This is a genomic window from Xanthomonas sp. NCPPB 2933 (genome assembly GCF_056725225.1).
In genome coordinates, this window is sequence record NZ_CM161518.1 from 2,125,839 (window position 1) to 2,152,173 (window position 26,335).

Annotated in this window: 24 protein-coding genes and 1 tRNA gene; all 25 read left to right on the plus strand. The window is 59.3% G+C overall.

What is annotated here, in order from left to right; translation table 11 throughout:
- The first annotated feature begins 21 nt into the window (after positions 1-21).
- On the plus strand, positions 22-1,089 hold the full coding sequence (locus AC1PLU_RS08695; protein ID WP_481108215.1) for a TrbL/VirB6 family protein: 1,068 nt from the start codon (positions 22-24) through the stop codon (positions 1,087-1,089).
- 30 nt (positions 1,090-1,119) lie between these two features.
- Positions 1,120-1,614 (plus strand): DUF4189 domain-containing protein, encoded by a 495-nt coding sequence (locus AC1PLU_RS08700; RefSeq protein WP_481108216.1) that lies wholly within the window; start codon positions 1,120-1,122, stop codon positions 1,612-1,614.
- Positions 1,615-1,661: 47 nt separating this feature from the next.
- Positions 1,662-2,465: an XAC2610-related protein gene (locus AC1PLU_RS08705; protein WP_481108217.1), complete on the plus strand. Its 804-nt coding sequence runs from the start codon at positions 1,662-1,664 to the stop codon at positions 2,463-2,465.
- Positions 2,466-2,573: 108 nt separating this feature from the next.
- Positions 2,574-3,872, plus strand: coding sequence for an XVIPCD domain-containing protein (locus AC1PLU_RS08710; RefSeq protein ID WP_481108218.1), 1,299 nt, complete (start codon positions 2,574-2,576; stop codon positions 3,870-3,872).
- A 154-nt stretch (positions 3,873-4,026) separates the two neighbouring features.
- Positions 4,027-4,884, plus strand: coding sequence for a TrbL/VirB6 family protein (locus tag AC1PLU_RS08715; RefSeq protein ID WP_481108491.1), 858 nt, complete (start codon positions 4,027-4,029; stop codon positions 4,882-4,884).
- A 31-nt stretch (positions 4,885-4,915) separates the two neighbouring features.
- Entirely contained in the window at positions 4,916-5,413 is a 498-nt protein-coding gene (locus AC1PLU_RS08720; protein WP_481108219.1) for a DUF4189 domain-containing protein, read from the plus strand.
- Positions 5,414-5,472: 59 nt separating this feature from the next.
- Positions 5,473-6,354: a hypothetical protein gene (locus AC1PLU_RS08725; protein ID WP_481108220.1), complete on the plus strand. Its 882-nt coding sequence runs from the start codon at positions 5,473-5,475 to the stop codon at positions 6,352-6,354.
- A 35-nt stretch (positions 6,355-6,389) separates the two neighbouring features.
- Positions 6,390-7,790 carry an XVIPCD domain-containing protein gene (locus AC1PLU_RS08730; RefSeq protein WP_481108221.1) on the plus strand — a complete coding sequence of 467 codons (1,401 nt, stop codon included), beginning with the start codon at positions 6,390-6,392 and terminating at the stop codon, positions 7,788-7,790.
- Positions 7,791-8,333: 543 nt separating this feature from the next.
- Positions 8,334-10,238, plus strand: coding sequence for a threonine--tRNA ligase (gene thrS / locus AC1PLU_RS08735; RefSeq protein ID WP_481108222.1), 1,905 nt, complete (start codon positions 8,334-8,336; stop codon positions 10,236-10,238).
- Between the two features lie 48 nt (positions 10,239-10,286).
- On the plus strand, positions 10,287-10,829 hold the full coding sequence (gene infC / locus AC1PLU_RS08740; RefSeq protein WP_080639730.1) for a translation initiation factor IF-3: 543 nt from the start codon (positions 10,287-10,289) through the stop codon (positions 10,827-10,829).
- A gap of 240 nt (positions 10,830-11,069) precedes the next feature.
- On the plus strand, positions 11,070-11,267 hold the full coding sequence (gene rpmI / locus AC1PLU_RS08745; protein WP_006449141.1) for a 50S ribosomal protein L35: 198 nt from the start codon (positions 11,070-11,072) through the stop codon (positions 11,265-11,267).
- Between the two features lie 10 nt (positions 11,268-11,277).
- On the plus strand, positions 11,278-11,637 hold the full coding sequence (rplT, locus tag AC1PLU_RS08750; RefSeq protein ID WP_006449140.1) for a 50S ribosomal protein L20: 360 nt from the start codon (positions 11,278-11,280) through the stop codon (positions 11,635-11,637).
- Positions 11,638-11,928: 291 nt separating this feature from the next.
- Positions 11,929-12,924 carry a phenylalanine--tRNA ligase subunit alpha gene (gene pheS / locus AC1PLU_RS08755; protein WP_016903312.1) on the plus strand — a complete coding sequence of 332 codons (996 nt, stop codon included), beginning with the start codon at positions 11,929-11,931 and terminating at the stop codon, positions 12,922-12,924.
- Between the two features lie 110 nt (positions 12,925-13,034).
- A complete protein-coding gene (pheT, locus tag AC1PLU_RS08760; protein ID WP_481108223.1) occupies positions 13,035-15,413 on the plus strand; it encodes a phenylalanine--tRNA ligase subunit beta in 2,379 nt (792 codons plus the stop codon).
- A 21-nt stretch (positions 15,414-15,434) separates the two neighbouring features.
- Positions 15,435-15,734 (plus strand): integration host factor subunit alpha, encoded by a 300-nt coding sequence (locus AC1PLU_RS08765; protein ID WP_002811076.1) that lies wholly within the window; start codon positions 15,435-15,437, stop codon positions 15,732-15,734.
- The gene (locus tag AC1PLU_RS08770) at positions 15,715-16,071 is read left to right on the plus strand and encodes a MerR family transcriptional regulator (RefSeq protein ID WP_005995911.1); all 357 of its coding nucleotides are present in this window, start codon (positions 15,715-15,717) and stop codon (positions 16,069-16,071) included. The genes AC1PLU_RS08765 and AC1PLU_RS08770 overlap by 20 nt, the downstream gene beginning before the upstream one ends.
- 61 nt (positions 16,072-16,132) lie before the next feature.
- A tRNA-Pro gene (locus AC1PLU_RS08775) sits at positions 16,133-16,209 on the plus strand.
- Between the two features lie 471 nt (positions 16,210-16,680).
- The gene (locus AC1PLU_RS08780; RefSeq protein ID WP_006449137.1) at positions 16,681-17,379 is read left to right on the plus strand and encodes a polysaccharide biosynthesis/export family protein; all 699 of its coding nucleotides are present in this window, start codon (positions 16,681-16,683) and stop codon (positions 17,377-17,379) included.
- Entirely contained in the window at positions 17,361-18,800 is a 1,440-nt protein-coding gene (locus AC1PLU_RS08785; RefSeq protein WP_074057171.1) for a GumC family protein, read from the plus strand. Before AC1PLU_RS08780 ends, AC1PLU_RS08785 begins: the two co-directional genes overlap by 19 nt.
- A gap of 243 nt (positions 18,801-19,043) precedes the next feature.
- Positions 19,044-20,498 (plus strand): undecaprenyl-phosphate glucose phosphotransferase, encoded by a 1,455-nt coding sequence (locus AC1PLU_RS08790; protein ID WP_023904402.1) that lies wholly within the window; start codon positions 19,044-19,046, stop codon positions 20,496-20,498.
- A 94-nt stretch (positions 20,499-20,592) separates the two neighbouring features.
- Positions 20,593-21,879, plus strand: a complete 1,287-nt coding sequence (locus tag AC1PLU_RS08795) for a polysaccharide biosynthesis protein GumE (protein ID WP_268214753.1) — start codon at positions 20,593-20,595, stop codon at positions 21,877-21,879.
- The gene (locus AC1PLU_RS08800) at positions 21,876-22,967 is read left to right on the plus strand and encodes an acyltransferase family protein (protein WP_481094578.1); all 1,092 of its coding nucleotides are present in this window, start codon (positions 21,876-21,878) and stop codon (positions 22,965-22,967) included. The genes AC1PLU_RS08795 and AC1PLU_RS08800 overlap by 4 nt, the downstream gene beginning before the upstream one ends.
- A 13-nt stretch (positions 22,968-22,980) precedes the next feature.
- Complete coding sequence (locus AC1PLU_RS08805) at positions 22,981-24,069, plus strand: acyltransferase family protein (protein WP_268214755.1); 1,089 nt, start codon at positions 22,981-22,983, stop codon at positions 24,067-24,069.
- Positions 24,070-24,136: 67 nt separating this feature from the next.
- Positions 24,137-25,279, plus strand: coding sequence for a glycosyltransferase family 4 protein (locus AC1PLU_RS08810; RefSeq protein WP_268214756.1), 1,143 nt, complete (start codon positions 24,137-24,139; stop codon positions 25,277-25,279).
- The gene (locus tag AC1PLU_RS08815) at positions 25,276-26,325 is read left to right on the plus strand and encodes a glycosyltransferase (protein WP_023904396.1); all 1,050 of its coding nucleotides are present in this window, start codon (positions 25,276-25,278) and stop codon (positions 26,323-26,325) included. The genes AC1PLU_RS08810 and AC1PLU_RS08815 overlap by 4 nt, the downstream gene beginning before the upstream one ends.
- Positions 26,326-26,335: the final 10 nt, after the last annotated feature.

Below are 26,335 nucleotides of genomic sequence, written 5' to 3' on the forward strand. Positions count from 1 at the left end.
TCTCAGTGGATGTGATGACTTATGAATATCAGTGATTTCCTGACGAATATCGCCCAATACGAATTTTTTCGTCTGATCAATGATTACCTTCGCGACGAAATCTCGATTTTTCAGTGGGAGTTGTTGCAGCGCACGACGGCCTGGGTCGGTATGGTGTCATTGACGGTGTTGACGCTTTGGATCTTCATCCAGGGCTACCGCATCGTGACCGGCCAGTCGCGCGAGGCGGCGATGGGCTTGGTAGTGACGGCGCTGCGGGCAGCATTGATTATCGGTTTGGCGACGAGCATGGCCAAGGGCTCGCCGCAACTGTATTGGACCCTGACCGACGGAATTAGCTCGGCGATCACCAAGACGGTAACAGGGGACTCAGATAGCCCCTACAAGTCGATCGATCAGAACTTGATGCTGATGCAGATGGTGTTGACAGGTCTGGACCAGATCAAGACGGGCGGAGATGAAGAAAGCGAGGACTCCAAGAATCGCGCACGTTGGTTTACGGGCATCGGCATGGCAGGGCCTGGCGTGGTTGCAGGCTCGATGCTGTTGCTGAACAAGCTGGCGATGGCGCTGGTGGTGGGCTTCGGACCCCTGTTCATCCTGTGCCTGCTGTTCCAGGCGACGAAGTCGCTGTTCAGCAAATGGCTGTTATACGGATTAGGCACAATGTTCTCGTTGTCGGTGCTGACCTTCACTGTGAGCTTGGCGACCAAGGTGGTTGGAGCGGTGGGTGTGGCGTTTCTGACGAAGTGGGCACTCAACAACGGCAACGGTGAAGGCATCAGCAGCATGGCGCTGCAGCAGGGAGGACTGGGCTTGGTGTTGACGACCTTGATTCTTACAGCTCCACCGATGGCAGCAGCCTTTTTCCAGGGCACGCTGGGCCAGTTCACGGCGTACTCGGCGCTGGGGCAGTTGGATAAGGCAAGTCAGGACGGTAGTGGTGGTAGGTCGCAGACGCCAGCTGCGCCGTCTAGGGATTCTAGACAGGAGAATTCCAAAGACACTACCCTAAATCCTAACGTTGTACGTTCTGAAACACCTTCGCAAGATTCAAATATCGGTAATCGTGGTTTGGCGCAGAAATAAATAATATCCAATCTGAGAGTTGGTGAAAGTATGAATCGTATTCTTATCATTTGTGTTGCTTATTTATTTTTATCTTTCACAGTTTCTGCTCAAACGGCATGTCCAGTTGGTGTAGCGCCCGGAAGTCCACAGTGTGGATCTGACTCTGGTACTTCGAGGGGAGATGCTCCATTACCTCCACCTAGACCGACTGGCGAATGGATTAAAACTTGGGGCGCAATAGCAAGTGCGAGCTCCACGGGAGAGGTTGGAACTACCGTCGGAAAACTATCTGAAACTGAAGCAAGAGATGCGGCTCTTCACCAGTGCGCTTCAGGTGGAGCAAGGGACTGTAAGGTTAACTTGGTATATCGCAATCAATGTGCTGCTTTAACTGCTTCTCAACGGACGGGAAGTTTTTTTCAAAGTGCTGCTGATGAGCGTACTGCTACTAATCTTGCAATGAAAAGCTGTAAGGATAGCGATGGTGGCTCTTGTAGAATTGCTTACTCAGAGTGCACTGAGCCAAAATTCAGAAAGTTCTAACATGATCCAATATTTAAGAATTATTGATTTGAGTTGGAAGATTTTCTATGATAGAGCGTGCATTAGCAAAAGCTGTGGTGGGGGCGCTGTGCTTAGCTTGCGTCGTCTCGATCACAGCCTGCAGTCCTAGCAATGCTCCGTCCGCAGAGGCTGGTGGAGCGAAATTACTCACTGAAGATCAAGTTGAAAAAAAGCCTGAATCCTCGCCGCAAAAGGACTTGAAAATGCCATCCGCTGTTAATGCCAAGTTGAATGACCAAGGCGAAATCAGCGCAAAGATCAATGATATCTCTGTGCTTATCAAGGCCCAGGACTGCAACGAGGATAGTCCAGGTATCATGCTTTGTAATCGCTCGCCGGTTGTAGAGGTAACTTTCCCAGGTGTTAAGTCGATTGCGGTAGAGCCAGAAGCGTTGTATCTGGATGGCAATTCAGCGCTTTACCATGGCCCCTTGGACGAGAGCTACAAGAAGAATCGTCATTCCATTATCTTGACTGACATCAATGGCGATGGGCATGAAGATTTAGTGGTCTGGTCTGGGAAGGAAGGCAACTACGGTGGTCCTTCTTACAGCATCTATCTTTTCAATGCCGCCGAGCAGCGCCTGGTGTTCAATCAGTCGCTTTCCGATATTACGGTGATGGCAAACGGCCTATTTTCCGTGAAAGGGAATGTGCTGACGTCTAGCTCGGGAGATGGCTGCTGCCTCCATGTGTTCGATACCTACGAGCTCAAGGAGAACGAGGCCGTGCTGGTTGAGCGCGTAACCGAAGATACGAACGATCCCGCGACCCCCAAGACGCGGACTGAGCGGCTTCAAAACGGTGAAATGAAGGAGGTGGCTAACTGATAACGGACTGGTCATCCGATAGCGAGTACATGCAACGCATCTTCGGAGGATTTGAACGGCCGACGATGCAACAACAAATTCTAATGACATGCACGTACGGAGAATACTATGAGTGATGGACGTGGTCGTAGCACCGAAGGCTTTGGTGTGGATCGGGAATCTTCCGTTAGGTTGATCGTCAAAACCGCGCTTGAGAACGGTGTGACCGACCCAAAGCAGATATCGTACATGCTGGCGACGGCCCAGCATGAGACACGTAACTTTCAAGCACCCGAAGAAGATTTCGGGCGTAGCCAAGCGCGTAAGCTTGGATATAGCGGCGGCGAAGAATTCTATGGCCGTGGCTACGTGCATCTCACACACGACTACAACTATGCGAAATTTGACAAGCTGTTGGGTCTCAACGGCGAAATGGTCCGTAACCCGGATCTAGCCAAAGACCCGGAAATCGCCGCCAAGGTGTTAGTTGTGGGCATGCGCGACGGCTTGTTTACCGGCAAGCCTCTTGATCGATACATCGATAGCGACAGTCACGACGTCTACAACGCCAGGCGTGTAGTGAATGGCGTTACGCCCAGCAAGCCTTGGAGTATCGAGGCAGCCAAGGACTGCCAAAAGCATGCGGAAAGCTGGGAACGCAAAGTCCCCGATTTAATTGAAAGCGTCAAGCGCGATGGTGTCCATCTCAAAGCCAGTGTGGCGCCTAGCGTAGCCTCCCATCACGCTGCGAAATCAAACGACAGCCTGCTAGAACAAGGCGAGCGCGGCGAATCAGTGAAGCAGTTGCAAGGCCAACTGGTCCAACTTGGTGCCACCGGCCGTGACGGCAAACCCTTGCAGCCAGACGGCGACTTCGGCGCCAACACCAAACATGCCATCGAGCAGTTCCAGCGTGAGCATGGTTTGCAGGTAGATGGTGTCGTTGGTCAGCGGACGCAGGCCGCATTGGGTCAGGCAGTGACGCAGCACACAGCTAAGCAGGCCGAGCAGTCAGCGACACAATCTGCACCGACGGCACCGGCCGCCGCTACCTTGTTGTCTGACCCGCGTCACCCAGACAACGCCATGTACAACGGTGCGGTCAGCAAGTTGGAAGCCCTTGGCGAGCGGGGCGGTTTTGCTACCCGCAAAGAACTCGAGCAGGCATCTGGCCAAATGGTGTTCGAGAGCAAGGTTGCGGGCTTGCAGCGGATCGATCACATTCTCCCCAACAAGAGCGGCGATGGGTTTTTTGCGGTACAGGGCGAGTTAGGCGATCCGGCGATGCGCCGCGTCTATGTCGATCGCACACAGGCAGAGAACCAGCCCCTGGAGCACAGCACACGGCAGGTAGCAGAGGAAACTCAGCGCCAGGCGACGCAGGTACAGGCACAACAACAAGCTGCTTCCCCGTCGATGTCGATCTAAACAGGGCACAGGCCGATATCTGTGCGCTCTGATTGATGTGGCAACCGGGGTCGTCACGATGACCTCGGTTTTCTCTTGCGGCATTTTGGCTCGATGCTGTAGATATTCATTCGTGGCTATTCGCCTTGCGACCGGCCAGTCGCGCGAGGCGGCGATGGGCTTGGTGGTGACGGCGCTACGCGCGTCGCTGATCATTGGATTGGCGACGAGCATGGCCAACGGCTCGCCGCAACTCTATTGGGCCCTGACCGACGGGATCAGCTCGGCGATCACCAAGACAGTGACAGGGGATTCGGAGAGCCCCTACGAGGCGATCGACCAGAATCTGATGCTGATGCAGATGGCGTTGACAGGTCTGGACCAGATCAAGACGGGCGGGGATGAAGAAAGCGAGGATTCCAAGAATCGCGCCCGTTGGTTTACGGGCATCGGCATGGCAGGGCCTGGAGTGGTTGCAGGCTCGATGCTGCTGCTGAACAAGCTGGCGATGGCGCTGGTGGTTGGCTTCGGACCACTGTTCATCCTGTGCCTGCTGTTTCAGGCCACGAAGTCGTTGTTCAGCAAATGGCTGTTATACGGATTAGGCACCATGTTCTCGTTGTCGGTACTGACCTTCACAGTGAGCTTGGCAACCAAGGTGGTTGGAGCGGTGGGTGTGGCGTTTCTTACGAAGTGGGCACTCAACAACGGCAGCGGTGAAGGCATCAGCAGCATGGCGCTGCAGCAAGGAGGATTGGGCTTGGTCTTGACGACGTTGATCATCACGGCACCGCCGATGGAGGCGGCCTTCTTCCAGGGCACGCTGGGCCAGTTCACGGCGTACTCGGCGCTGGGGCAGTTGGATCGGGCGAGCCAGGATAGTAGTGGTGGACGGCCGCAGACGCCGGCCGCGCCTGCTAGAGAATCACAAGATACTCCTACTCAGAATGCACGTGGAATGAATACTGTTAAATCTTCTGACGGTACCTCTCAAGAGCCTGACACAGGTAGTCGCGGTCTTGCACAAAAGTGATTTGATACCCTTTAGATGACTTGGTGAATAAATGATTACTATCCGCTGGGCTTCTTTTATTTTACTGGCTAGTTTAATTTCTGCTTCCGCATTTGCTCAAACAGCTTGTCCGGCAGGTGTGGCTCCCGGTAGTCCGCAATGTGGACCTGATTCTGGTACGTCAAGAGGCGATATTCCCGCCCCTCCCCCGAAGCCAACGGGCGAGTGGATTAAGACATGGGGGGCCATCGCCGGCTCCGATTCCACAGGAGAGGCGGGGACTGCTGTAGGGCAGTTGTCAGAAAATGAGGCGAAGGAGGCTGCGGTTCGTCGCTGTGCCATAAATGGATCAGGTGATTGCAAAATAAATTTGGTTTATCGCAATCAATGTGCTGCTTTGGTTTCCACGCAGTCAGATAGTTTTTACCAAGGGTCTGCTACTAAAGAGCGCGCTATTGATCTGGCAATGCGGAGTTGTAAGAAAAGTAATGGTGGCGAATGCAAAGTTTTGTATTCTGAATGTTCTGAGCCAATATTCAGAAAATATTAATTGATTATTAAAGCTTTACTTATATAATTACTTCTTTTAAATGCAGGGCTTGGTTAATCATGAAATTTCTTGCCGATAAATTGCCTGTTGTTAAGAGGAATTCATCTTTGGCAAGATTTTCTAATTTGCCAACTTTCTTTTTATTAGCGCTCCTTGCTGCCGGATGCTCTCCCCAAAGCGGTGGGCTTCAAGAAGAGGTCGACTCACCAAAAGGTGCTTCGGTTGCGAATGCTTTGGGGGGATCCAAGAGCGAGTCTGCCGGAGCAAGTGACCATGTTCCTCCAAATTCTGAGGAGCTTAGATCGATCGTCAAGGAAATAATGGATTCAGCTTACGGCGCCAATAATTTTGACGCGTCGCGTAGTTGCTGGAAATATTCATTTCAAGCAGGCAGTGAATCGCTGGATTACTGCATGATTGGTGCTGTCTCCAAGGTTTCCAGCGATGCCGATGGGGTCAAGGTCTACGTGCAGTCGCACAGCGATCCGCAGGCTGAGATCTATTCACAAGTTGACCCTGGCTTGGAAGGGTTATTTTTTGTTGGGCTGGATGCTGACAAGAAGGTGACAGTGCTTGCCTCGAAGCCGGCAATCGATATGGGGCAGGCTGGGGATTGCGGTTGTCTCGATGCCAAGGTGATTCAGGTCGGGCCTGCTCGGTATGGCTGGTTGTCGACCACCGGCGGCGTTTGGCAAGGGGTGCAAGTGACGCGTTACTCACTTCAGGTTCCCGTGGGTAGCGAGATTCGTGACGTTTCGGGCATTCCGCGCGTCAGCGAGAACACCCCGGACGAAAGCATCGATCTCAACGTCAAGAGCGATGGGAAAGTGGTTGCCGGCATGTATCCACTGGAAATTACACGCAAGCGTGGCGACAATGTGCTGAAAACACGGTTGGTGTCTTACGATGAAGTGAAAGGAATCTACCCCTGGAGTCCTTGAGTCAACGCATGAATTCTGATTAAGGAGAATGTCGCATGGCAAGGATCGACGATAGATGGGCTGAGCATCGGAAAGAGCTTGAAGATGCGGCGCATGCCGCGGGCATCGACCCGCGTGTGATGGTCAAGATTGCCGGGTTTGAATCTGGATTCAATCCGGAAGCGCGGCCGGTTGCGATTACGCATCCTGAGAACAACACGCTCAAGCAGTTCGACGGGACGATGGCGATCTCGTCAGCGTACGGGTATGGCCAATTTCTCAATGGCACCTGGCAACAGATGATCAACACCTACGGTGAAAAGTATGGTGTTGAAAACGCTGCCGATCTTACTCGCACGCAGGCGAATGCGCCCGAGCTTCGTCAAGATACGCGTCTACAGGCTGCGATGTTGGCTGAGTTCACACGTGAGAATATCGTTCGCGCTGCAGAGTATGGTGGCAAGGATGTAGCAGCAAATGTCTATGCAATGCATAACCTTGGCACAGGTGACGGTCCCAAGTTTTTACAGGCAGTGCACGACAATCCAGATGGAAAAGTAAACAGTGTGCTGAGTGCGGCTGTTATCAAGGGCAATTCTTCCCTTTATGGGGATGGCAACATCACCAATGCCCAGGCATATGCGGCGATGGGCCGCAAGATGGACCAATATGCGGTCTATGCGGACAGTGTAGGTAATAGCCTGTCAGATCGTACGCCGACAGAAACCATTCAAAGAACTGCGGTCAAGCAGTCGGGCGAGGGTGCTCCTTCCAGGCATCATGCTGGTTTTTCATCCCATGACGGCCATCTCGAGCAAGGCGAGCGGGGCCAGTCCGTCAAGCAATTGCAAAGCCAGCTCGCCCAACTCGGCGCCACAGGCCGCGACGGCAAGCCGTTGCAAGCCGATGGTGACTTTGGTGGAAACACTAAGCATGCCGTGGAGCACTTCCAGCGCGAGCATGGCTTGCAGGTGGATGGTGTGGTCGGTCAACGCACTCACGCCGCATTGGGCCAGGCGCTGTCGCAGCACACGGCCAAACACGCCGAGCAGTCAGCACCGCAAGCTGCACCGGTCGGCATCCCTCTGCTGTCCGATCCGCGCCATCCAGACAATGCGATTTACAACGGCGCAGTGAGCAAGCTGGAAGCACTTGGCGAGCGTGGCGGTTTTGCCAACCGGCAAGAACTCCAGCAAGCGGCCGGCCAGATCGTGTTCGAGGCCAAGGTCAGCTGTATGCAACGCATTGACCATGTGGTTCCCAACAAGAGCGGAGACGGCTTCTTCGCGGTACAAGGCGAGATGACCGACCCGGCGATGCAACGGGTCTTTGTGGATCGCGCGCAGGCGCAGAATCAGCCGTTGGAACACAGCAGCCGGCAAGCGGTTGAAGAAAGTCAGCGTCAGTCACAGCAAACACAAGTACAAGAAGCCGATACGCGCAGCCGAACGCTCTAGCTAGAACTTGCTCCGGCTTATCCGATGGCCTTGGCTTTGCCAAGGCCATCGTCTTTTTGGCTCTTCTGTTCGCTCATTGAGCGCGTAGAGCGGTCGCTGTCGAGACGTTTTGCATATGTCTATGTTCCAATCATTCATTATTATTAATTTTTAAGCGTTGTCTGACTTTACGGTGCCGACAGTCAGGGGAAGCTGGCTATGTCGACTCCCCGTAAAATTGATCCATCCATAACTATAGGTCTCCGGCATCCTGCCACGCACCCGCCGGCCACGTGCCGGCATGCGCAACGCCCGGCTGATTGGTTTACCATTCGCTTCTAAGACCACTTGCGAGAAGGTGGCCCGCGCCCCGCGCCGGCCCAGCGTGCGACATGAGCACTACCACTGCCCACTGCTGATTCCGGCCGCGCCAGTTCGCACGGCGCCCGCACGGCGTTCTTTCTGCACCACCGCTCGCCGCATCCCTATCCGAGCCTGTCCCGCAGTGGGCAGGTCTCCCTTGCAGCCGTCGCGCTGCAGCCAGCACAGACCTCATTCTTGCCCATGATCAACATCACGCTCCCCGACGGCAGCCGCCGTGAATTCGAATCCCCCGTCTCGGTGATGCAGGTCGCCCAGTCGATCGGCGCCGGCCTGGCCAAGGCCACCATCGCCGGCCAGGTGGACGGCCAACTGGTCGATGCCAGCGACGTTATCGACCACGACGCCAGCTTGCGCATCATCACCGCCAAGGACGCCGAAGGCGTGGAGATCATCCGCCACTCCTGCGCGCATCTGGTCGGGCATGCGGTCAAGCAGCTGTACCCGGAGGTCAAGATGGTGATCGGTCCGGTCATCGCCGAAGGCTTCTATTACGACATCTACAGCGAACGCCCGTTCACGCCGGACGACATGGCCGCGATCGAGCAGCGCATGCAGGAATTGATCGCGCAGGACTACGAGGTGATCAAGAAGGTCACCCCGCGTGCCGAGGTGATCGAGGTGTTCGCCCGGCGCGGCGAGGAATACAAGCTGCGTCTGATCGAGGACATGTCCGACGACATCACCGCGATGGGCCTGTACTACCACCAGGAATACGTGGACATGTGCCGTGGCCCGCACGTGCCCAATACGCGCTTCCTCAAGGCGTTCAAGCTGACCCGCATCTCCGGTGCCTACTGGCGCGGCGATGCCAAGAACGAGCAGCTGCAGCGCATCTACGGCACCGCCTGGGCCGACAAGAAGCAGCTGGACGCCTACATCCTGCGTATGGAAGAAGCCGACAAGCGTGACCATCGCCGCATAGGCAAGCAGCAGGACCTGTTCCATCTGCAGGAAGAGGCGCCCGGCCTGGTGTTCTGGCATCCCAAGGGCTGGTCGCTGTGGCAGGTGGTCGAGCAATACATGCGCAAGGTCTATCGCGACAGCGGCTACGGCGAAGTGCGTTGCCCGCAGATCCTGGACGTGTCGCTGTGGCAGAAGTCCGGTCACTGGGACAACTACCAGGACGCGATGTTCTTCACCGAGTCGGAGAAGCGCACCTACGCGGTCAAGCCGATGAACTGCCCTGGCCACGTGCAGGTGTTCAACCAGGGCCTGCACAGCTACCGCGACCTGCCGATCCGCTACGGCGAGTTCGGTGCGTGCCACCGCAACGAGCCCTCCGGCGCGCTGCACGGCATCCTGCGCGTGCGCGGTTTCACCCAGGACGACGGGCATGTGTTCTGCCTGGAATCGCAGATCGAAGCCGAAGTCACTGCCTTCCATCAGCAGGCGCTGGCGGTCTACACCGCGTTCGGCTTCGACGACATCGAGATCAAGATCGCGCTGCGCCCGGAAAAGCGCCTGGGCGACGACGTCACCTGGGACAAGGCTGAAGCCGCGCTGCGCAGCGCGTTGGGCGTGTGCGGGGTGGAGTGGCAGGAGCTACCGGGCGAGGGCGCCTTCTATGGCCCAAAGATCGAATACCACCTCAAGGACGCCATCGGCCGCACCTGGCAGCTGGGCACCATGCAGGTCGATTTCATGATGCCCGGCCGCCTTGGCGCCGAGTACGTGGATGAGCACAGCCAGAAAAAGCACCCGGTCATGCTGCACCGGGCGATCGTCGGTTCGATGGAGCGTTTCATCGGCATTTTGATCGAACACCACGCCGGCGCCTTCCCCTCCTGGCTCGCCCCGGTCCAGGTCGTTGTCGCAAATATCACCGATGCTCAGGCAGACTATGTGGACTCGGTTCGGAAAACCCTTGCAAATCAAGGCTTCCGTGTAAACGCCGATTTGCGTAACGAGAAGATCGGATATAAGATTCGCGAGCATACGCTGCAACGCGTGCCCTATCTGCTCGTGGTCGGTGACCGCGAGAAGGAAAACGGCGCCGTCGCCGTGCGGACACGTTCGGGAGAAGACCTCGGGACCATGACGGTCTCGGCCTTCGTCGAACGTCTGCAGGCAGAGCAGGCAGCGTGAGCCAACCCCGGCCGGTCTGGATGATCCGGATGCGCCGGTTCGATTCCCCTGGGAGATTGCAATATCAGTACCCCTGACAACAAACAGAACCGCAAGAACCAAGAAATCCGCGTGCCGCGCGTCCGCGTGATCGGCAGTGACGGAGAGATGGTCGGCGTGTTGTCGCGCGACGAAGCGCTCGCCAAGGCCGAGGAAGAAGGCCTGGATCTGGTCGAAATCCAGCCGCAGGCCGATCCGCCGGTCTGCAAGATCATGGATTTCGGCAAGTTCAAGTTCGAGCAGCAGAAAAAGGCCAACGAGGCCAAGAAGAAGACCAAGCAGGTCGAGATCAAGGAACTCAAGTTCCGTCCGGTCACGGACGAGGGCGACTACCAGATCAAGCTGCGCAACATGCGTCGCTTCCTGGAAGAGGGCGACAAGGTCAAGGTCAACATCCGCTTCCGTGGCCGCGAAATGAGCCACCAGGAGCTGGGTCGCGAAATGGCGTCCCGGATCGAGGCCGATCTTGGCGAAGACATCGTCATCGAGTCGCGTCCGCGCCTGGAAGGGCGGCAGATGGTCATGATGATCGCGCCCAAGAAGAAGATCTGATCCCGCGTTGCGGCCGGCCCCGGCGGGGTCGGTCGCAGTGCAGACAGCAGCGATTTGCAAGAATTCCCGGCAACGGGCATACTGCGCGGCCCGGTTTTACCGTGGCGCCGCGCAAGCGGTACAGGACCTGTCCGGATCGTGTTCGATCAAGGACTTACAAGCAGGCAAGGGCAAGGATGGAAAGCGTGGTCGCAAGACTGCCGCCCGGGTCAGTGACAAAACACCATCAAGGACATTGCAATGCCCAAGATCAAGACCAACCGGGCGGCGGCCAAGCGTTTCCGCAAGACCGCCTCCGGCAAGTACAAGTGCGGCCACGCAAACCGTAGCCATATCCTCACGAAGAAAGCGACCAAGCGGAAGCGCAACTTGCGGCAGACGAACCACGTCCGTCCCGAGGACGCAGGCCGTCTCGATCGTATGCTTCCCTATCTCTGAGGACTGAACCATGGCACGAGTAAAGCGTGGTGTGCAGGCGCGCCGCCGCCACAAGAAAATTCTGAATCTGGCGAAGGGCTACTACAACGCCCGTCGTAAGGTCTTCCGCGTTGCCAAGCAGGCGGTCATCAAGGCACAGCAGTACGCCTACATTGGCCGTAAGCAGAAGAAGCGCGTGTTCCGTGCGCTTTGGATCACCCGCATCAATGCGGCTGCCCGCATCAATGGTCTGAGCTACAGCCGTTTCATGAATGGCATGCTCAAGGCTGGCATCACCCTGGACCGCAAGGTGCTGGCTGATATCGCCGTGCACGACGCCGCCGGCTTTGCCGCGCTGGCTGAGAAGGCAAAGGGCGCGCTGGCGGCGTAAATGCAGGTCCCTCGCAGGAGCCCGCACGTCGTTGGTGCGAGTCCTTCGCAAGAGCCCGCACATCCATGTGCGGACTGTTGAAGGGGTAGATCGTCTCAAGCAGCCGCACACTCGTGTGCCTGCTTTTGGTGATGAAACGCAGATATGCAGGGGGAAGGGCGCGAGTCCTTCCCCTTTTGCGTTTTAAATAGCCGGCATCTCTAAATTTGGATGGTTGGCAAGAGTCATGTGGTAATGCGTTCCGGTGCATCCGGAAACACCGTTCGGCTGAGCAGTTGAGGCGCGAGTGCAATGAGTGAGATTCAATCCCTGACCGAGCGCGCGTTGGCAGATGTCGCCGCCGCACAGACGCCGGACCAACTGGAAGCCTTGCGCGTTGCATTGCTGGGCAAGAGCGGAAGCATCACCGCCCAGCTCAAGCAGCTCGGCACGCTGCCGGCCGATCAACGCAAGGCCGCTGGCGAAGCGATCAATCTGTCGCGCGACGCGCTGACCGCTGCACTGTCAGAGCGCAAACACACGCTGGAAAACGCTGCACTGGACGCACGTCTGGCTGGCGAGCGCATCGATGTCACCTTGCCGGGTCGTCGCAGCGAGCGCGGTGGATTGCACCCGGTCACGCGCACGCTTGAGCGCATCGTCGAGATCTTTGCACGCTTGGGGTATGAGCTGTCCGATGGTCCTGAGATCGAGGACGACTGGCATAACTTCGAAGCTTTGAATTTTCCGCCGCACCATCCGGCGCGCGCGATGCACGACACGTTTTATTTCGGCGATGGCCGCCTGTTGCGCACTCATACCTCCGGTGTGCAGGTGCGTTACATGGATGCGCACAAGCCGCCGCTGCGCATGATCGCGGCCGGCAAGGTGTATCGCTCCGATTCGGACCAGACCCATTCGCCGATGTTCCATCAGGTGGAAGGCCTGCTGGTGGACGAGCATTCCAACTTCGCCGACCTCAAGGGCACCTTGTCCGAGTTTGTGCGTGCGTTCTTCGAGCGCGATTTCGAAATGCGTTTCCGCCCCAGCTATTTCCCGTTCGTGGAGCCGGGTGCGGAAGTGGACATCGCCTGGCAGCAGCCCGATGGCAGCACGCGCTGGCTGGAAGTGCTGGGTTGCGGCATGGTGCACCCGAACGTGCTGCGCAGCGTGGGCATCGATCCGGAGCGCTATACCGGCTTCGCGTTCGGCCTGGGCGTCGAGCGCTTTGCGATGCTGCGCTATGGCGTCAACGACCTGCGCGCGTTCTTCGAGAACGATGTGCGTTTCCTCAGGCAGTTCGCCTGACGGCGAAGATTGGGGATTCGGGATTGGGGATTTGCAACGGCGCCCCCGTCCCGCCCTCGTCGACTGTTTTTTACGAATCTCAAATCCCGAATCTCAAATCCCGGCTCCTCATGAAATTCTCTGAAAATTGGCTGCGCAGCCACGTTCCCATCCAGGCCAGCCGCGACGAACTTGCCGCGACGCTGACGGCGATCGGTCTGGAGGTCGAAGAGGTCACGCCATTGGGCGAGGCCTTGGGTCAAGTGGTGGTGGCGCGCATCGTCGAGGCGGTGCGTCATCCGGAGGCCGATCGTCTGCAGGTCTGCAGCGTCGACGCAGGGCAGGGCGAGTTGCTGCAGATCGTGTGTGGCGCGCCCAATGCGCGTGCCGGTCTAGTGGCGCCGTTGGCGCTGGTCGGTGCGCAGATCGGTGCGCTGACCATCACCGCCGCCAAGCTGCGCGGTGTGGCGTCCAACGGCATGTTGTGTTCGGCCAAGGAGCTGGGTCTGGATAGCGACGCGTCCGGCCTGTTCGAGCTGCCGGACGATGCGCCAGTGGGTCAGGCCTTGGCCGAGTATCTGGGGCTGCCCGATGCCAGCATCGAGATCAAGCTCACGCCCAATCGCGCCGATTGTTTCAGTGTGCGTGGCATCGCCTTCGATGTGGCCGCAGCGTGCGCCAGCGAAGTGGCGGCCTTCGATGCGGGCGCGGTGGCGCCGGTGTCGACGCGTACCCTGTCAGTGGAGCTGGAGGCCGGCAACGAGGCGCCGCGTTACTGCGGTCGCGTGATCGAAGGCATCGACCCGGCGGCAAAAACGCCGGTGTGGTTGGCCGAGCGGCTGCGTCGCTGTGGCGTGCGTCCGGTGTCGCTGCTGGTGGATATCACCCAGTACGTGATGCTGGAGCTCGGCCAGCCAATGCATGCGTTCGACCTGGACACGCTGCAGGGGCCGATCGGTGTGCGGCGTTCGCGCAGTGGCGAGCAGCTCGCGCTGCTGGATGGGCGTCAGGTCACCTTGGACGATAGCTTTCTGACCATCACCGATGCAGGCCGGCCGGTTGCGCTGGCCGGTCTGATGGGCGGGTTGGAGACGCGTGTCACCGAGGCCACGCGCAATGTATTTCTGGAATCGGCGTATTTCGATCCGGCCGCGATCATGGGCCGTGGCCGCAAGCTCGGGTTGCATACCGATGCCGGTCATCGCTTCGAGCGTGGTGTGGATCCGGCATTGCCGCCACAGGCGATCGAAGTGGCGACACGGCTGGTGCTGGAGCTGGCCGGTGGGACGCCGGGCCCGGTCGTACATGCGCAATTGCCGCAGCATCTGCCGCAGCCTGCGCGCATCCTGCTGCGGCGTGCGCGGATTGCGCGCGTGCTCGGCATCCAGATCGACGATGCCGAGGTTGTGCGCATTCTCACTGCGCTCGGTATGCAGCTCGACGCGGTGGCCGAAGGTTGGCAGGTGATGGCGCCGAGCCGTCGCTTCGATATCGCCATCGAAGAAGATCTGATCGAAGAGTTGGCGCGTATCCACGGCTACGACCGTGTGCCGACCACGCTGCCCGGTGGCGCAAGCCGGATCGCGATGCCGAGCGAAACCCAGCTGGACGAACTCAGCGTGCGTCGCCAGCTGGTGGCGCGCGAGCTGCAGGAAACCATCAACTACGCATTTGTCGATGCGAACCTGTTGGAGCGCTGGCAGCTGACCGATGGTCTGGTGCCGCTGGCCAATCCGCTCAGTGCGGAACTTGCAATCATGCGTCCGCGCTTGTTGCCGGGTCTGGTGGCGACGCTGGGCCGCAACGCCGCCCGCCAGGCCGGGCGGGTGCGCCTGTTCGAGCTGGGCAAGGTATTCACCGCGTCCGCCGAGACCGGTGCCGCGCCGCAGGAAGCGCAGCACGTCGCCGCAGCAGTCTGTGGCGATGCCTTGGCGCTGCAGTGGGGCGAGTCTGCACGCAAAGTGGATTTCCACGATCTGAAGGGCGATCTGGTGGCGCTGGCTGCGGCCAGTGGCGCGGTGCTGGATTTCCAGCCTTCCACGCAGGCATTCGGGCATCCGGGGCGGTCGGCCGATATTCATCGCGATGGCGTGCACATCGGCTGGATCGGGCAGGTGCATCCGCGTCTTGCCAAGCAGTTGGAGATCGACATGGACGTGATCGCGTTCGAGCTGCAGCTGGCGCCGCTGGTGCAGCGTGCGCTGCCGCGTGCCGGCGAGCTGTCGCGGTTCCCCTCGGTGCGTCGCGATCTGGCCTTCCTGGTGCCGGAAGAGGTGAGCTGGGCGGCGCTGTCTGCCAGTGTGCGCACCACGGTTGGCCCGTTGTTGCGCGAGGTGCAGCTGTTCGATCGCTATGTCGGGCAGGGGGTCGAGCCAGGTTTCAAGAGTCTGGCTATGGGCTTGATTTTGCAGGATAACTCGCGCACTCTCACCGACCGGGACGTCGACGCAGTCGTTGCCGATGTGGTGGCCGTGATCGAGCGCGAGCACCGCGCCCGGATTCGGAGTTGAGGCGGTAACCAGGGGATTGGCATGGCATTGACGAAAGCAGAGATGGCCGAGCGTCTGTTCGACGAGGTCGGTCTGAACAAGCGCGAGGCAAAGGAATTTGTCGACGCCTTCTTCGATGTGCTGCGCGATGCGCTGGAGCAGGGCCGTCAGGTGAAGTTGTCCGGTTTCGGCAACTTCGATCTGCGGCGCAAGAATCAACGGCCCGGTCGCAATCCCAAGACCGGCGAGGAAATTCCGATTTCGGCCCGCACGGTGGTGACCTTCCGTCCTGGCCAGAAGCTCAAGGAGCGGGTGGAGGCTTATGCTGGATCCGGGCAGTAATCGCGAGCTACCGCCGATCCCGGCCAAGCGCTACTTCACCATCGGCGAGGTCAGCGAGTTGTGCGATGTCAAACCGCATGTGCTGCGCTATTGGGAAACCGAATTTCCGAGCCTGGAGCCGGTCAAGCGGCGCGGCAATCGGCGCTATTACCAGCGTCACGACGTGCTGATGGTGCGCCAGATCCGCGGCCTGCTGTACGAACAGGGCTACACCATCGGTGGTGCACGTCTGCGCCTGGAAGGCGATGGCGCCAAGAGCGAGTCGGCGTTGAGCAACCAGATCATCAAGCAGGTGCGTATGGAGCTGGAAGAAGTGTTGCAGCTGCTGCGCCGCTAGGAAATTGTGTCGCAAAGCCGCTATAATCGCAGGCCGTCCTTGTGACGGAGTGCAGCATCTTCGGGGTATAGCGCAGCCTGGTAGCGCACTAGTCTGGGGGACTAGTGGTCGTCGGTTCAAATCCGGCTACCCCGACCAAACACAAAGCCCATGTCTTCTGGACATGGGCTTTTTTGTTGCGACGCAGCATGTGGATTTGGGGCTTCGGGGAAAGGTGCTGCATATGCAGAACGGCATAGTGCGCTGCAGCAGGAAAAGGGCCGAAGAGCCCGCTTTACACGGTCCCGCCTGCTGTGGACCTGGATCACAGAGCGGTGCTAAGTATCCGAAAATCCTCCAGATCATTAGCGCGTGATTAGTAACTGGATCACGTTTTGTTAACGTCACAACGACGAACTTGAATCAATAGGCCAACGCCGTCAAAAAAATGGCGTGCAGCGTCTTGCGATGTTTTCTTTCTATGCCATAGTGCAGTGCAACACGTCACACCTGTCGTGATCCCGATGTCATACGGGATGAATTTCTCTGTCGTACGTTCGTGCTGGCGTGTTGGCCGGTTGAATGCTGCGCGGGTTCCTGTCCCACCAATCAAGGCAGCCAGCTACACGCATGAAAAGACTGATCGAACGATTCTGCCAAGGCCTCAGCCTGGCGTTGATCTGCTCGATGACACTGGGCGCTTGCAGCACCGGTCCGAAGATGGCGGACTCTCTGCCGCTCCCGGATCCGCTTGCGATGTCCGCAGTGCAGCCAGAGTATCGACTGGCGCCGGGTGACTTGCTGTTGGTCAAGGTATTTCAAGTCGATGATCTGGAGCGGCAGGTCCGCATCGATCAGAACGGTCACATCTCGCTGCCACTGATCGGCGATGTCAAGGCCACCGGCCTGGGCGTTGGCGAGCTGGAAAAACTGGTCGCAGAACGCTACGCCGCCGGATATCTGCAGCAGCCGCAAGTGTCGGTGTTCGTGGAGGAATCCAACGGCCGCCGGGTCACGGTCACTGGTGCGGTGGACGCGCCCGGGATCTACCCGGTGATCGGCTCCAACCTGACCTTGCAGCAAGCGATTGCGCAGGCAAAGGGTGTCAGTACGGTGGCCAGCCGCGGCAATGTCATTGTCTTCCGCATCGTCAATGGGCAAAAAATGATCGCTAGATTCGACCTGACCGAGATCGAGAAGGGTGCCAATCCCGACCCGGAGATCTACGGCGGCGACATCGTTGTGGTGTATCGCTCGGACGCACGCATCTGGCTGCGCACCATGCTTGAACTGACCCCCTTGGTAATGGTGTGGCGCGCTTACCGATGAGTATGAATTCCGAAAATCGTTCCTCTTCTTCTCATCGTCACGGCCATCTCGAGCTGGCGGATGTGGGTTTGCTCGACTACTGGCGTGCGCTGGTCTCGCAGCGCTGGTTGATCATCGGGGTCACGCTGTTCGCAGTGCTGCTGGCCTTCGGCATCACGCTGTTGATGCCGGAGAAGTACCGCGCCACCAGCACGCTGCAGATCGAGCGTGATTCGCTCAACGTGGTGAACGTCGACAATCTGATGCCCGTGGAATCGCCGCAGGATCGCGACTTCTACCAGACCCAGTACCAGTTGCTGCAGAGCCGTTCGTTGGCGCGTGCAGTGATCCGCGAAGCCAAGCTGGATCAGGAGCCGGCGTTCAAGGCGCAGGTCGACGAGGCACTGGAGAAGGCTGCGGCCAAGAATCCGGAAGCCGGCAAGTCGGTCGATTCGCGCCAGGCGATCGTCGAGCGCACCTTGACCGACACGCTGCTGGCCGGATTGGTGGTCGAGCCGATCCTCAATTCGCGCCTGGTCTACGTCAACTACGACTCGCCGGATCCGGTGCTGGCCGCCAAAATCGCCAACACCTATACCAAGGTCTTCATCGTCAGCACGCAAGAGCGCCGGATGAACGCGTCCTCGTTCGCGACCAAGTTCCTGTCCGAACGTCTGGAGCAGTTGCGCGGCAAGGTCGAAGACTCGGAAAAGACGCTGGTCTCTTATTCGACCCAGGAGCAGATCGTGTCGATGGGCGATGACAAGCCATCGCTTGCGGCGCAGAACCTGGGCGATCTCAACGCGATGCTTGCCTCTGCACAGGACACGCGCATCAAGGCCGAGGCGGCATGGCGTCAGGTCAGCACCGGCGACAGCATGTCGTTGCCGCAGGTGCTGGGCAATCCGTTGATCCAGAGCCTGCGCGGTGAGCAGATCCGCTTGAACACCGAGTACCAGCAGAAGCTGTCGACCTTCAAGCCCGACTATCCGGAAATGCGACGCCTGAAGGCGCAGATCGAAGAGTCGCGCCGTCAGATCAATGGCGAGGTCATCAACATCCGTCAATCGTTGAAGGCCGCCTACGACGCCTCGGTGCAGCAGGAGCGTTTGCTCAACGAGCGCATTGCCGGTCTGCGCAGCAACGAGCTGGATCTGCAGAGTCGCAGCATCCAATACAACATGCTCAAGCGCGACGTCGATACCAACCGTCAGCTCTACGATGCGCTCCTGCAGCGTTACAAAGAGATCGGTGTTGCAAGCAACGTGGGCGCCAACAACGTGACCATCGTCGATACCGCAGACGTGCCTACGTCGAAGACTTCACCGAAACTCAAATTGAACCTCGCCTTAGGCTTCATCTTTGGCGTATTCCTTGGTGTGGCTGTGGCCCTTGTGCGCTACTTCCTGCGAGGCAATGGGCCGGAGACGCGGTTGAACTGACATCGTGATGTTGCAAAACGGTGGTTAATTTAAGTGACAACTGATTCAGCGTGGAAAAAGTCGGATCCCGTAAGTTTCGGGATCCCTCGTTTGAAAGTTTGTCTCTGTTGAAACAAAGGGCTGTCGTGCGATCTGGGGTCGGTAGGTATTACCGCGGTGATCGTACGACGGAGATGATTGAAAACTCGCGTGCGTTTCGTATGTTCCCCCGCATGCGCCGTATCGAGTTTGGAGGACATCCCCATGCTTTTGGCAGACTTGAGTAGCGCGACCTACACCACATCCTCGCCGCGATTGTTGTCCAAGTATTCGGCTGCAGCCGACCTGGTTTTGCGCGTCTTCGACCTGACCATGGTCGTGGTCTCCGGACTGATTGCGTATCGCATCGTGTTCGGCTCCTGGGTGCCGGCGGCGCCGTATCGGGTCGCGATCGCCACCACCTTGCTGTATTCGGTGATCTGCTTTGCGCTGTTCCCGCTGTATCGCAGCTGGCGCGGTCGCGGGTTGTTGAGCGAGTTGTTGGTCCTGGGTGGTGCGTTCGGTGGTGTGTTCGCGTTGTTCGCCGTGCACGCGCTGATCGTGCAGGTGGGCGAGCAGGTCTCGCGCGGCTGGATCGGCTTGTGGTTCGTCGGTGGTCTGGCTTCGTTGGTGGCGGCACGCACGGTACTGCGCGGCTTCCTGAACCATCTGCGTACGCAAGGCGTGGATGTGCAGCGTGTGGTGGTGGTCGGTCTGCGCCATCCGGTGATGAAGATCAATCACTACCTCAGCCGCAATCCCTGGGTCGGCATGAATCTGGTCGGCTACTTCCGTACGCCGTACGACATCGCCGTGACCGAGCAGCGGCAGTCGTTGCCGTGCCTGGGTGACCCGGACGCGTTGATCGAGTATCTGAAGGACAACCAGGTCGAACAGGTGTGGATCTCGTTGCCGCTGGGCGAGCGCGATCACATCAAGCAGTTGCTGCAGCGTCTGGATCGTTATCCGATCAACGTGAAGCTGGTGCCGGATCTGTTCGACTTCGGTCTGTTGAATCAGTCTGGCGAGCAGATCGGCAATGTGCCGGTGATCAATCTGCGTCAGGGCGGTGTGGATCGCGACAATTACTTTGTGGTCGCCAAGGCGCTGCAGGACAAGATCCTGGCCGTGATCGCGCTGATGGGCCTGTGGCCGTTGATGGCGGCGATTGCGGTGGGCGTCAAGATGAGTTCGCCGGGTCCGGTGTTCTTCCGTCAGCGTCGTCACGGCCTGGGTGGTCGCGAGTTCTACATGTTCAAGTTCCGCTCGATGCGCGTGCATGACGATCACGGCACCACCATCCAGCAGGCGACCAAGAACGACACCCGCATCACGCGCTTCGGCTCGTTCCTGCGTCGCAGCAGCCTGGATGAGTTGCCGCAGATCTTCAACGTGCTGGGCGGCAGCATGTCGATCGTGGGCCCGCGTCCGCACGCCGCGCAGCACAATACGCACTACGAAAAGCTGATCAACCATTACATGCAGCGGCACTACGTCAAGCCGGGCATCACCGGTTGGGCGCAGGTGAACGGTTTCCGTGGCGAAACCCCGGAACTGCGCACGATGAAGAAGCGTATCCAGTACGACCTGGACTACATCCGTCGTTGGTCGCTGTGGCTGGATATCCGCATCATCGTGCTGACCGCGGTGCGTGTGTTCGGACAGAAGACCGCGTACTGATGATGGTGGGTAGTGTGCGACCTGGCGCGTCCAGCGCCGCGGGCGGCTGCATCGCAGCCGCCCCTTTCAAGCAGGCGTCTGCATGCTGATCCAAATGAGCGAAGAGACCCGCGTTCGCTGGCATAACCTGCTGATCGAACTGACGCTGTTGGTGGGCGTGGGTTACAACCTGGTGCTGGCGCTGATCAACGCGAACGTGTTCACGGTGCGTCCGGTGATCACCTATGCAGTCGAGTTCATTATCTACGCCGCGTGCTTCCTGCTTGGCCTGGGCTCGATGAGCCGCAAGCGCATCGCGTTGATCATCAGCGGGTTGGGGCTGATCGTCACCTTGATGTTCGTGCGCTTTCTGGTGAACTGGCAGATCGATCCCAAATTTTTCCGTGATGCCCTGGTGGTGTTTGCGTTTGTCGTGCTGGGTTCGGCCTATACCGGGTCGGTGCCCAAGCTGTTCGTGCGCATGACGATCATCGTCTCGCTGGTTGCCGCCTTCGAGCTGGCGATGCCAAGCGCCTACGGCGATCTGGTCAATCCGAAGAGCTTCTTCGTCAATGCGCGTGGCATGAGCGCGGAAGGCTTCTGGAACGAAGACAGCAATCTGTTCGTCAGCGCCACGCGGCCGGGCGAGCGTAACTTCCTGCCGGGCTCCAACCTGCCGCGCGCCTCCTCGATGTTCATCGAGCCGGTGACGATGGGCAACTACATCTGCTTCTTCACCGCAATCGTGTTGGTGTTCTGGCGTTGGATGCGGCCGTCGATGCTGATTCTGTCGGTCGGTTTGATCGGTTTCATGATCGTTGCCTCCGATGGACGGCTCGCGGCGGGCACCTGTGTGCTGATGGTGTTGCTGTCGCCGCTATTGAAACGCCTGGATCAGCGACTGGCGTTCCTGGTGTTTCTGGTGGTGATCATGACCGCGTGGTTGCTGGTGTGGATCACCGGGATCACCGCCTATCAGGACAACACGATGGGGCGGATATTCTTCACCGTGTATTCGATGAACAACCTGTCGTTCGAGTCCTGGATGGGCCTGGATTTTGCGCAGGCGTATCGCTACTTCGACAGTGGTATTGCCTACTTCATCGCATCGCAGTCGATCGTCGGCGTGCTGGCGTTTCTGTTGTCCTATTCGTTCCTGCTGCTGATGCCGAGCAAGGAAGGACAGCTGTTCAAGAACCTGGCAATCTTTGCGTTCGCGCTGAGTCTGCTGGTGTCCAACGGCTACTTTTCGATCAAGACCTCGGCGCTGTGGTGGTTCGTGTGCGGCTGCATGTGGCACATGCTGCCGACCTGGTCTGCTGCAACGACGGCTAAGGTGAGCAAGCAGGATCCAACCGACGATGGCGGGCAGCTGCCATTGCCTGCGGGAGGGGCGCGATGAATCTGGCGGCGACGCAGGCACAGCAGCCGGTCTTGCCGACTGCCGGCGCACACGTCGCCACCCCGCAACGCGGTCGCGACTTGCGTATCGACGCCGCCAAGGCGATCGCGATTTTGCTGGTGGTGTTTTGCCACGCCAAGGGCGTGCCGCACGGCATGACCTTGTTCGCCTACAGCTTCCATGTGCCGCTGTTTTTTCTGGTCTCCGGCTGGCTGGCCTCCGGGTACGCCTCGCGCGCTACCGGGCTGTCGCAGACCTTCAGCAAGCAGGCGCGCAGCTTGTTGTTGCCGTATGTGGTGTTCTATCTGCTTGGCTATGCGTACTGGCTGTTGACGCGCAATATCGGCGAAAAAGCGGCACGCTGGGGCAGTCACCCGTGGTGGGAGCCGATCGTGGCGATGTTCACCGGAATCGGCCCGGATCTGTACGTGCAGCCTCCGCTGTGGTTTCTGCCGGTGATGCTGGTGACGGTGGTTGGCTACGTGCTGCTGCGCCGCTGGCTGTCGCCGGTGGTGATTGCGGTGGCGTCGCTGGTCGTGGCCTGGTTCTGGATGCACTGGTTCCCGGCACAGGGTGTGCGGATTTTTTTCGGGCTGGATGTGCTACCGGTGTCGCTGTGCTTCTATGCACTTGGCGCCTTGCTGATCCACCTCTCGCCGCACCTGCCGAAATCGTTGGTTGGGAGCGTGCTTGCGACGGTGGTGCTGGGGATTGCGGTTGCCTGGCTGGCTGATGTCAACGGCCGGATCGACGTCAACATGCTGGAATTCGGCCGCAATCATGCGCTGTTTCTGCTGAGTGCAGTGCTTGGGTCGCTGATGGTGATCTGCGCCGCGCGGTTGGTGCAAGGCTGGGCATGGGTGCAGTGGATCGGGCGCAATACGTTGTTGATCCTGTGCACGCACATGCTGGTGTTTTTTGTGCTTTCCGGTGTTGCGGCACTGGCTGGTGGATTCGGTACCTCGCGTCCGGGGCTTGGCTGGGCGTTGTTCGTCACCATCTTCGCGTTGGCCGCATGCGTGCCGCTGCGCTGGTTCCTGATGCGTTTCGCGCCGTGGACATTGGGTGCCCGCCCGGTGGCGGCATGACCGGCACCGCGCCATGACGACCGCGCCGTATTCCACTGCAGCCAGGCACGACAGCTCGGGGGCCAGGGCCGCGCCAGCACCGGCGTTGACCCGCGATTGGCAGATCGATGCAGCAAAAGCGCTGGCCATCGTCCTGGTGGTGTTGGGGCATGCCAGCGGCATGCCGGCGGCCTACAAGCTGTTCGCCTATAGCTTTCACGTCCCGTTGTTTTTTGTGCTGTCCGGCTGGGTGGGCGAGCGCTTCGGCCGCCGTGCAATGACGGTGGCGACGATCAAGAAGTTGGCGCGCACGCTGCTCCTTCCCTACCTTGCGTTCTTTCTGGTTGCCTACGCTTGCTGGATGTTGATGGGAGTGACCAGCCGCGCGGCGCATCCATCGCACAGCCTGCCGTGGTGGGACCCGTTTATGGGTCTGTTCTGGGCCAACGGCGCAAGCCTGTATGTGCTTCCGGCGTTGTGGTTTTTGCCGGCGCTGTTTGTCACCACGCTCGCCTACATTGCATTGCGCGCGCGCTTGAGTACGACGGTGCTGGCTGCAACCTGCCTGCCGCTTGCATTGGCATGGGCCGGCTGGTTCCCGTCGCTGCAGCTGCGGCTTCCGTTTGCGTTGGACGTGTTGCCGGTCGCGTTGTTCTTCATTGCCGTTGGCGGCTGGCTATCGCGCTACGCCGATGCGCTGCGATCGCTTGGCGCCATGGCGTGGGCATTGGCACTCCCGGTGCTGGCAGCAGCCTGGTGGTGGTTGGCGGCATGGAACGGGCAAGTAGATGTGAACAATCTGCAGTTCGGGCAGTCCGCTGCGGTGTTTTTGCTGGTCAGCCTGCTGGGCACGGCGATGACCTTGTGCGTTGCCTACTTCGTTCGGCAATGGCGTTGGCTGCAGTGGATTGGCGCCAACACCTTGCTGATTCTGTGCACGCATACGCTGGTGTTTCTGGTACTCACCAGCGTGGTGGCACGCACCGGTGTGATCGCACCCAGCATGATCGGGACACCTGCATGGGCGATGAGTTTGTGCACGGTGGCGATTGTTGCCAGTGTGCCGATGCGTGCAGTGTTGGTGCGCATTGCGCCGTGGATGTTGGGGTTGAAAGGTAAATGACGAGCTTCCAGAATCATCAGCCGTCGCAACACGCCGTTGCGCGTTGCGGGCACAGGAGATTGGCGTAATGAAAGTGGTGCATGTTGTCCGCCAATTCCATCCTTCGATCGGAGGCATGGAGGAAGTCGTTCTCAATGTGGCCCGTCAACATCAGGCCAACAGTGACGATACGGTGGAGATCGTGACGTTGGACCGGGTGTTCACCGATCCAGGCGCGCAACTTGCTGCGCAGGAAACGCATCAGGGCCTGCCGATCCGGCGCATCGGTTACCGCGGTTCGTCGCGCTACCCGTTTGCGCCATCGGTGCTCGGTGCGATTCGCTCGGCGGATCTGGTGCACCTGCATGGCATCGATTTCTTCTACGACTATCTTGCGCTGACCAAGCCGCTGCATGGCAAGCCGATGGTGGTGTCCACGCATGGCGGGTTTTTCCATACCGCTTACGCCTCGCGTATGAAGCAGTTGTGGTTTCAGACGCTGACCCGCACTTCTGCGCTGGCGTATGCGCGGGTGATCGCTACCAGCGAGAACGATGGCGATCTGTTCGCCAAGGTGGTGTCGCCGGCGCGCTTGCGGGTGATCGAGAACGGCGTCGACGTGGAGAAGTACGCAGGGCAGGGTGCAACGACGCCCGGGCGCACGATGCTGTATTTCGGGCGCTGGTCGGTGAACAAGGGGTTGATCGAAACCCTGGAGTTGCTCCAGGCCGCGCTCAAGCGCGACCCGCAGTGGCGGCTGATCATCGCCGGCCGCGAGTACGATTTGAACGAGGCCGATCTGCGCAAGGCGATCGCCGAGCGTGGTCTACAGGACAAGGTGCAGCTGAGCATGTCGCCTTCGCAGGAGCAGTTGCGGGCGTTGATGCACCAAGCGCAGTTCTTCGTGTGCCTGTCGCGGCATGAAGGGTTCGGCATTGCGGCGGTCGAGGCGATGAGTGCGGGCCTGATTCCGATCCTCAGCGATATCCCGCCGTTCGTGCGTCTTGCCGGCGAGTCCGGTCAGGGCGTGATCGTCAATCGCGACAGGCTCGAGATAGCGGCCGATCAGGTGCAGGCGCTTGCGCTGCAGTCGGATGCGGATTTCGATACGCGTCGCGCCGCATCCATGGCGTATGTGAGCCGCTACGACTGGAAGCACGTGGTGGGGCGCTATATCGACGAATACCACACCGCGCTGGGCACGCGCCGCGCGCAGGAGGCGGTGCGATGAGTGCGCTTGCGTCTGCCTCGCTGACGCGTGCGGCCACGCAGCCGCAGGTCACCGTGCTGTTCTCCACCGAGAAGCCCAACGCCAACACCAATCCGTATCTGACCCAGCTCTACGCTTCGTTGCCGGATGCGGTGCAACCGCGCTTCTTCTCGATGCGCGATGCATTGTTGTCGCGTTACGACGTACTGCATCTGCATTGGCCGGAATATCTGCTGCGTCATCCGAGTGCTGCCGGCACGTTGGCCAAGCAGGTGTGTGCGGCGCTGTTGTTGCTCAAGCTGCAACTGACCGGCACGCCGGTGGTGCGTACCTTGCACAACCTGGCGCCGCACGAAGATCGCGGTTGGCGTGAGCGCAACCTGTTGCGGTGGATCGACCGTTTGACGCGTCGCTGGATCCGCATCAATGCGACCACGCCGCCGCGGCCGCCGTTCACCGACACCATCCTGCATGGCCATTACCGCGACTGGTTCGCGACCATGCAGCAGGGCAGTACGGTGCCGGGGCGGCTGCTGCACTTCGGTTTGATTCGTCCGTACAAGGGTGTGGAAACGCTGCTGGATGTGATGCGCGAAGTAGGCGATCCGCGCTTGAATCTACGCATCGTCGGCAACCCCGCCACGCCGCAGATGCGCACGCTGGTGGAGGATGCCTGCGCGCAGGATCCACGTGTCACCGCGCTGCTGGCCTATGTCGAAGAGCCGGTGTTGGCGCGCGAAGTCAGCCAGGCCGAGCTGGTGGTGTTGCCGTATCGGCAGATGCACAACTCCGGCACGCTGCTGCTGGCGTTGTCGCTGGCGCGTCCGGTGCTGGCACCGTGGAGCGAGTCGAATGCGGCCATTGCCGAGGAAGTCGGCCCGGGCTGGGTGTTTCTCTATGAAGGCGACTTCGATGCAGCGCTGCTGACCGGCATGCTGGACAAGGTACGCGCCGCGCCACGCGGCCCGGCACCGGATCTTTCGCAACGTGATTGGCCACGGATCGGGCAGTTGCACTACCGCACCTACCTGGAAGCGCTCGGCAAGGATGGAGACGCCGCGCTGTGACCGCAGAGAT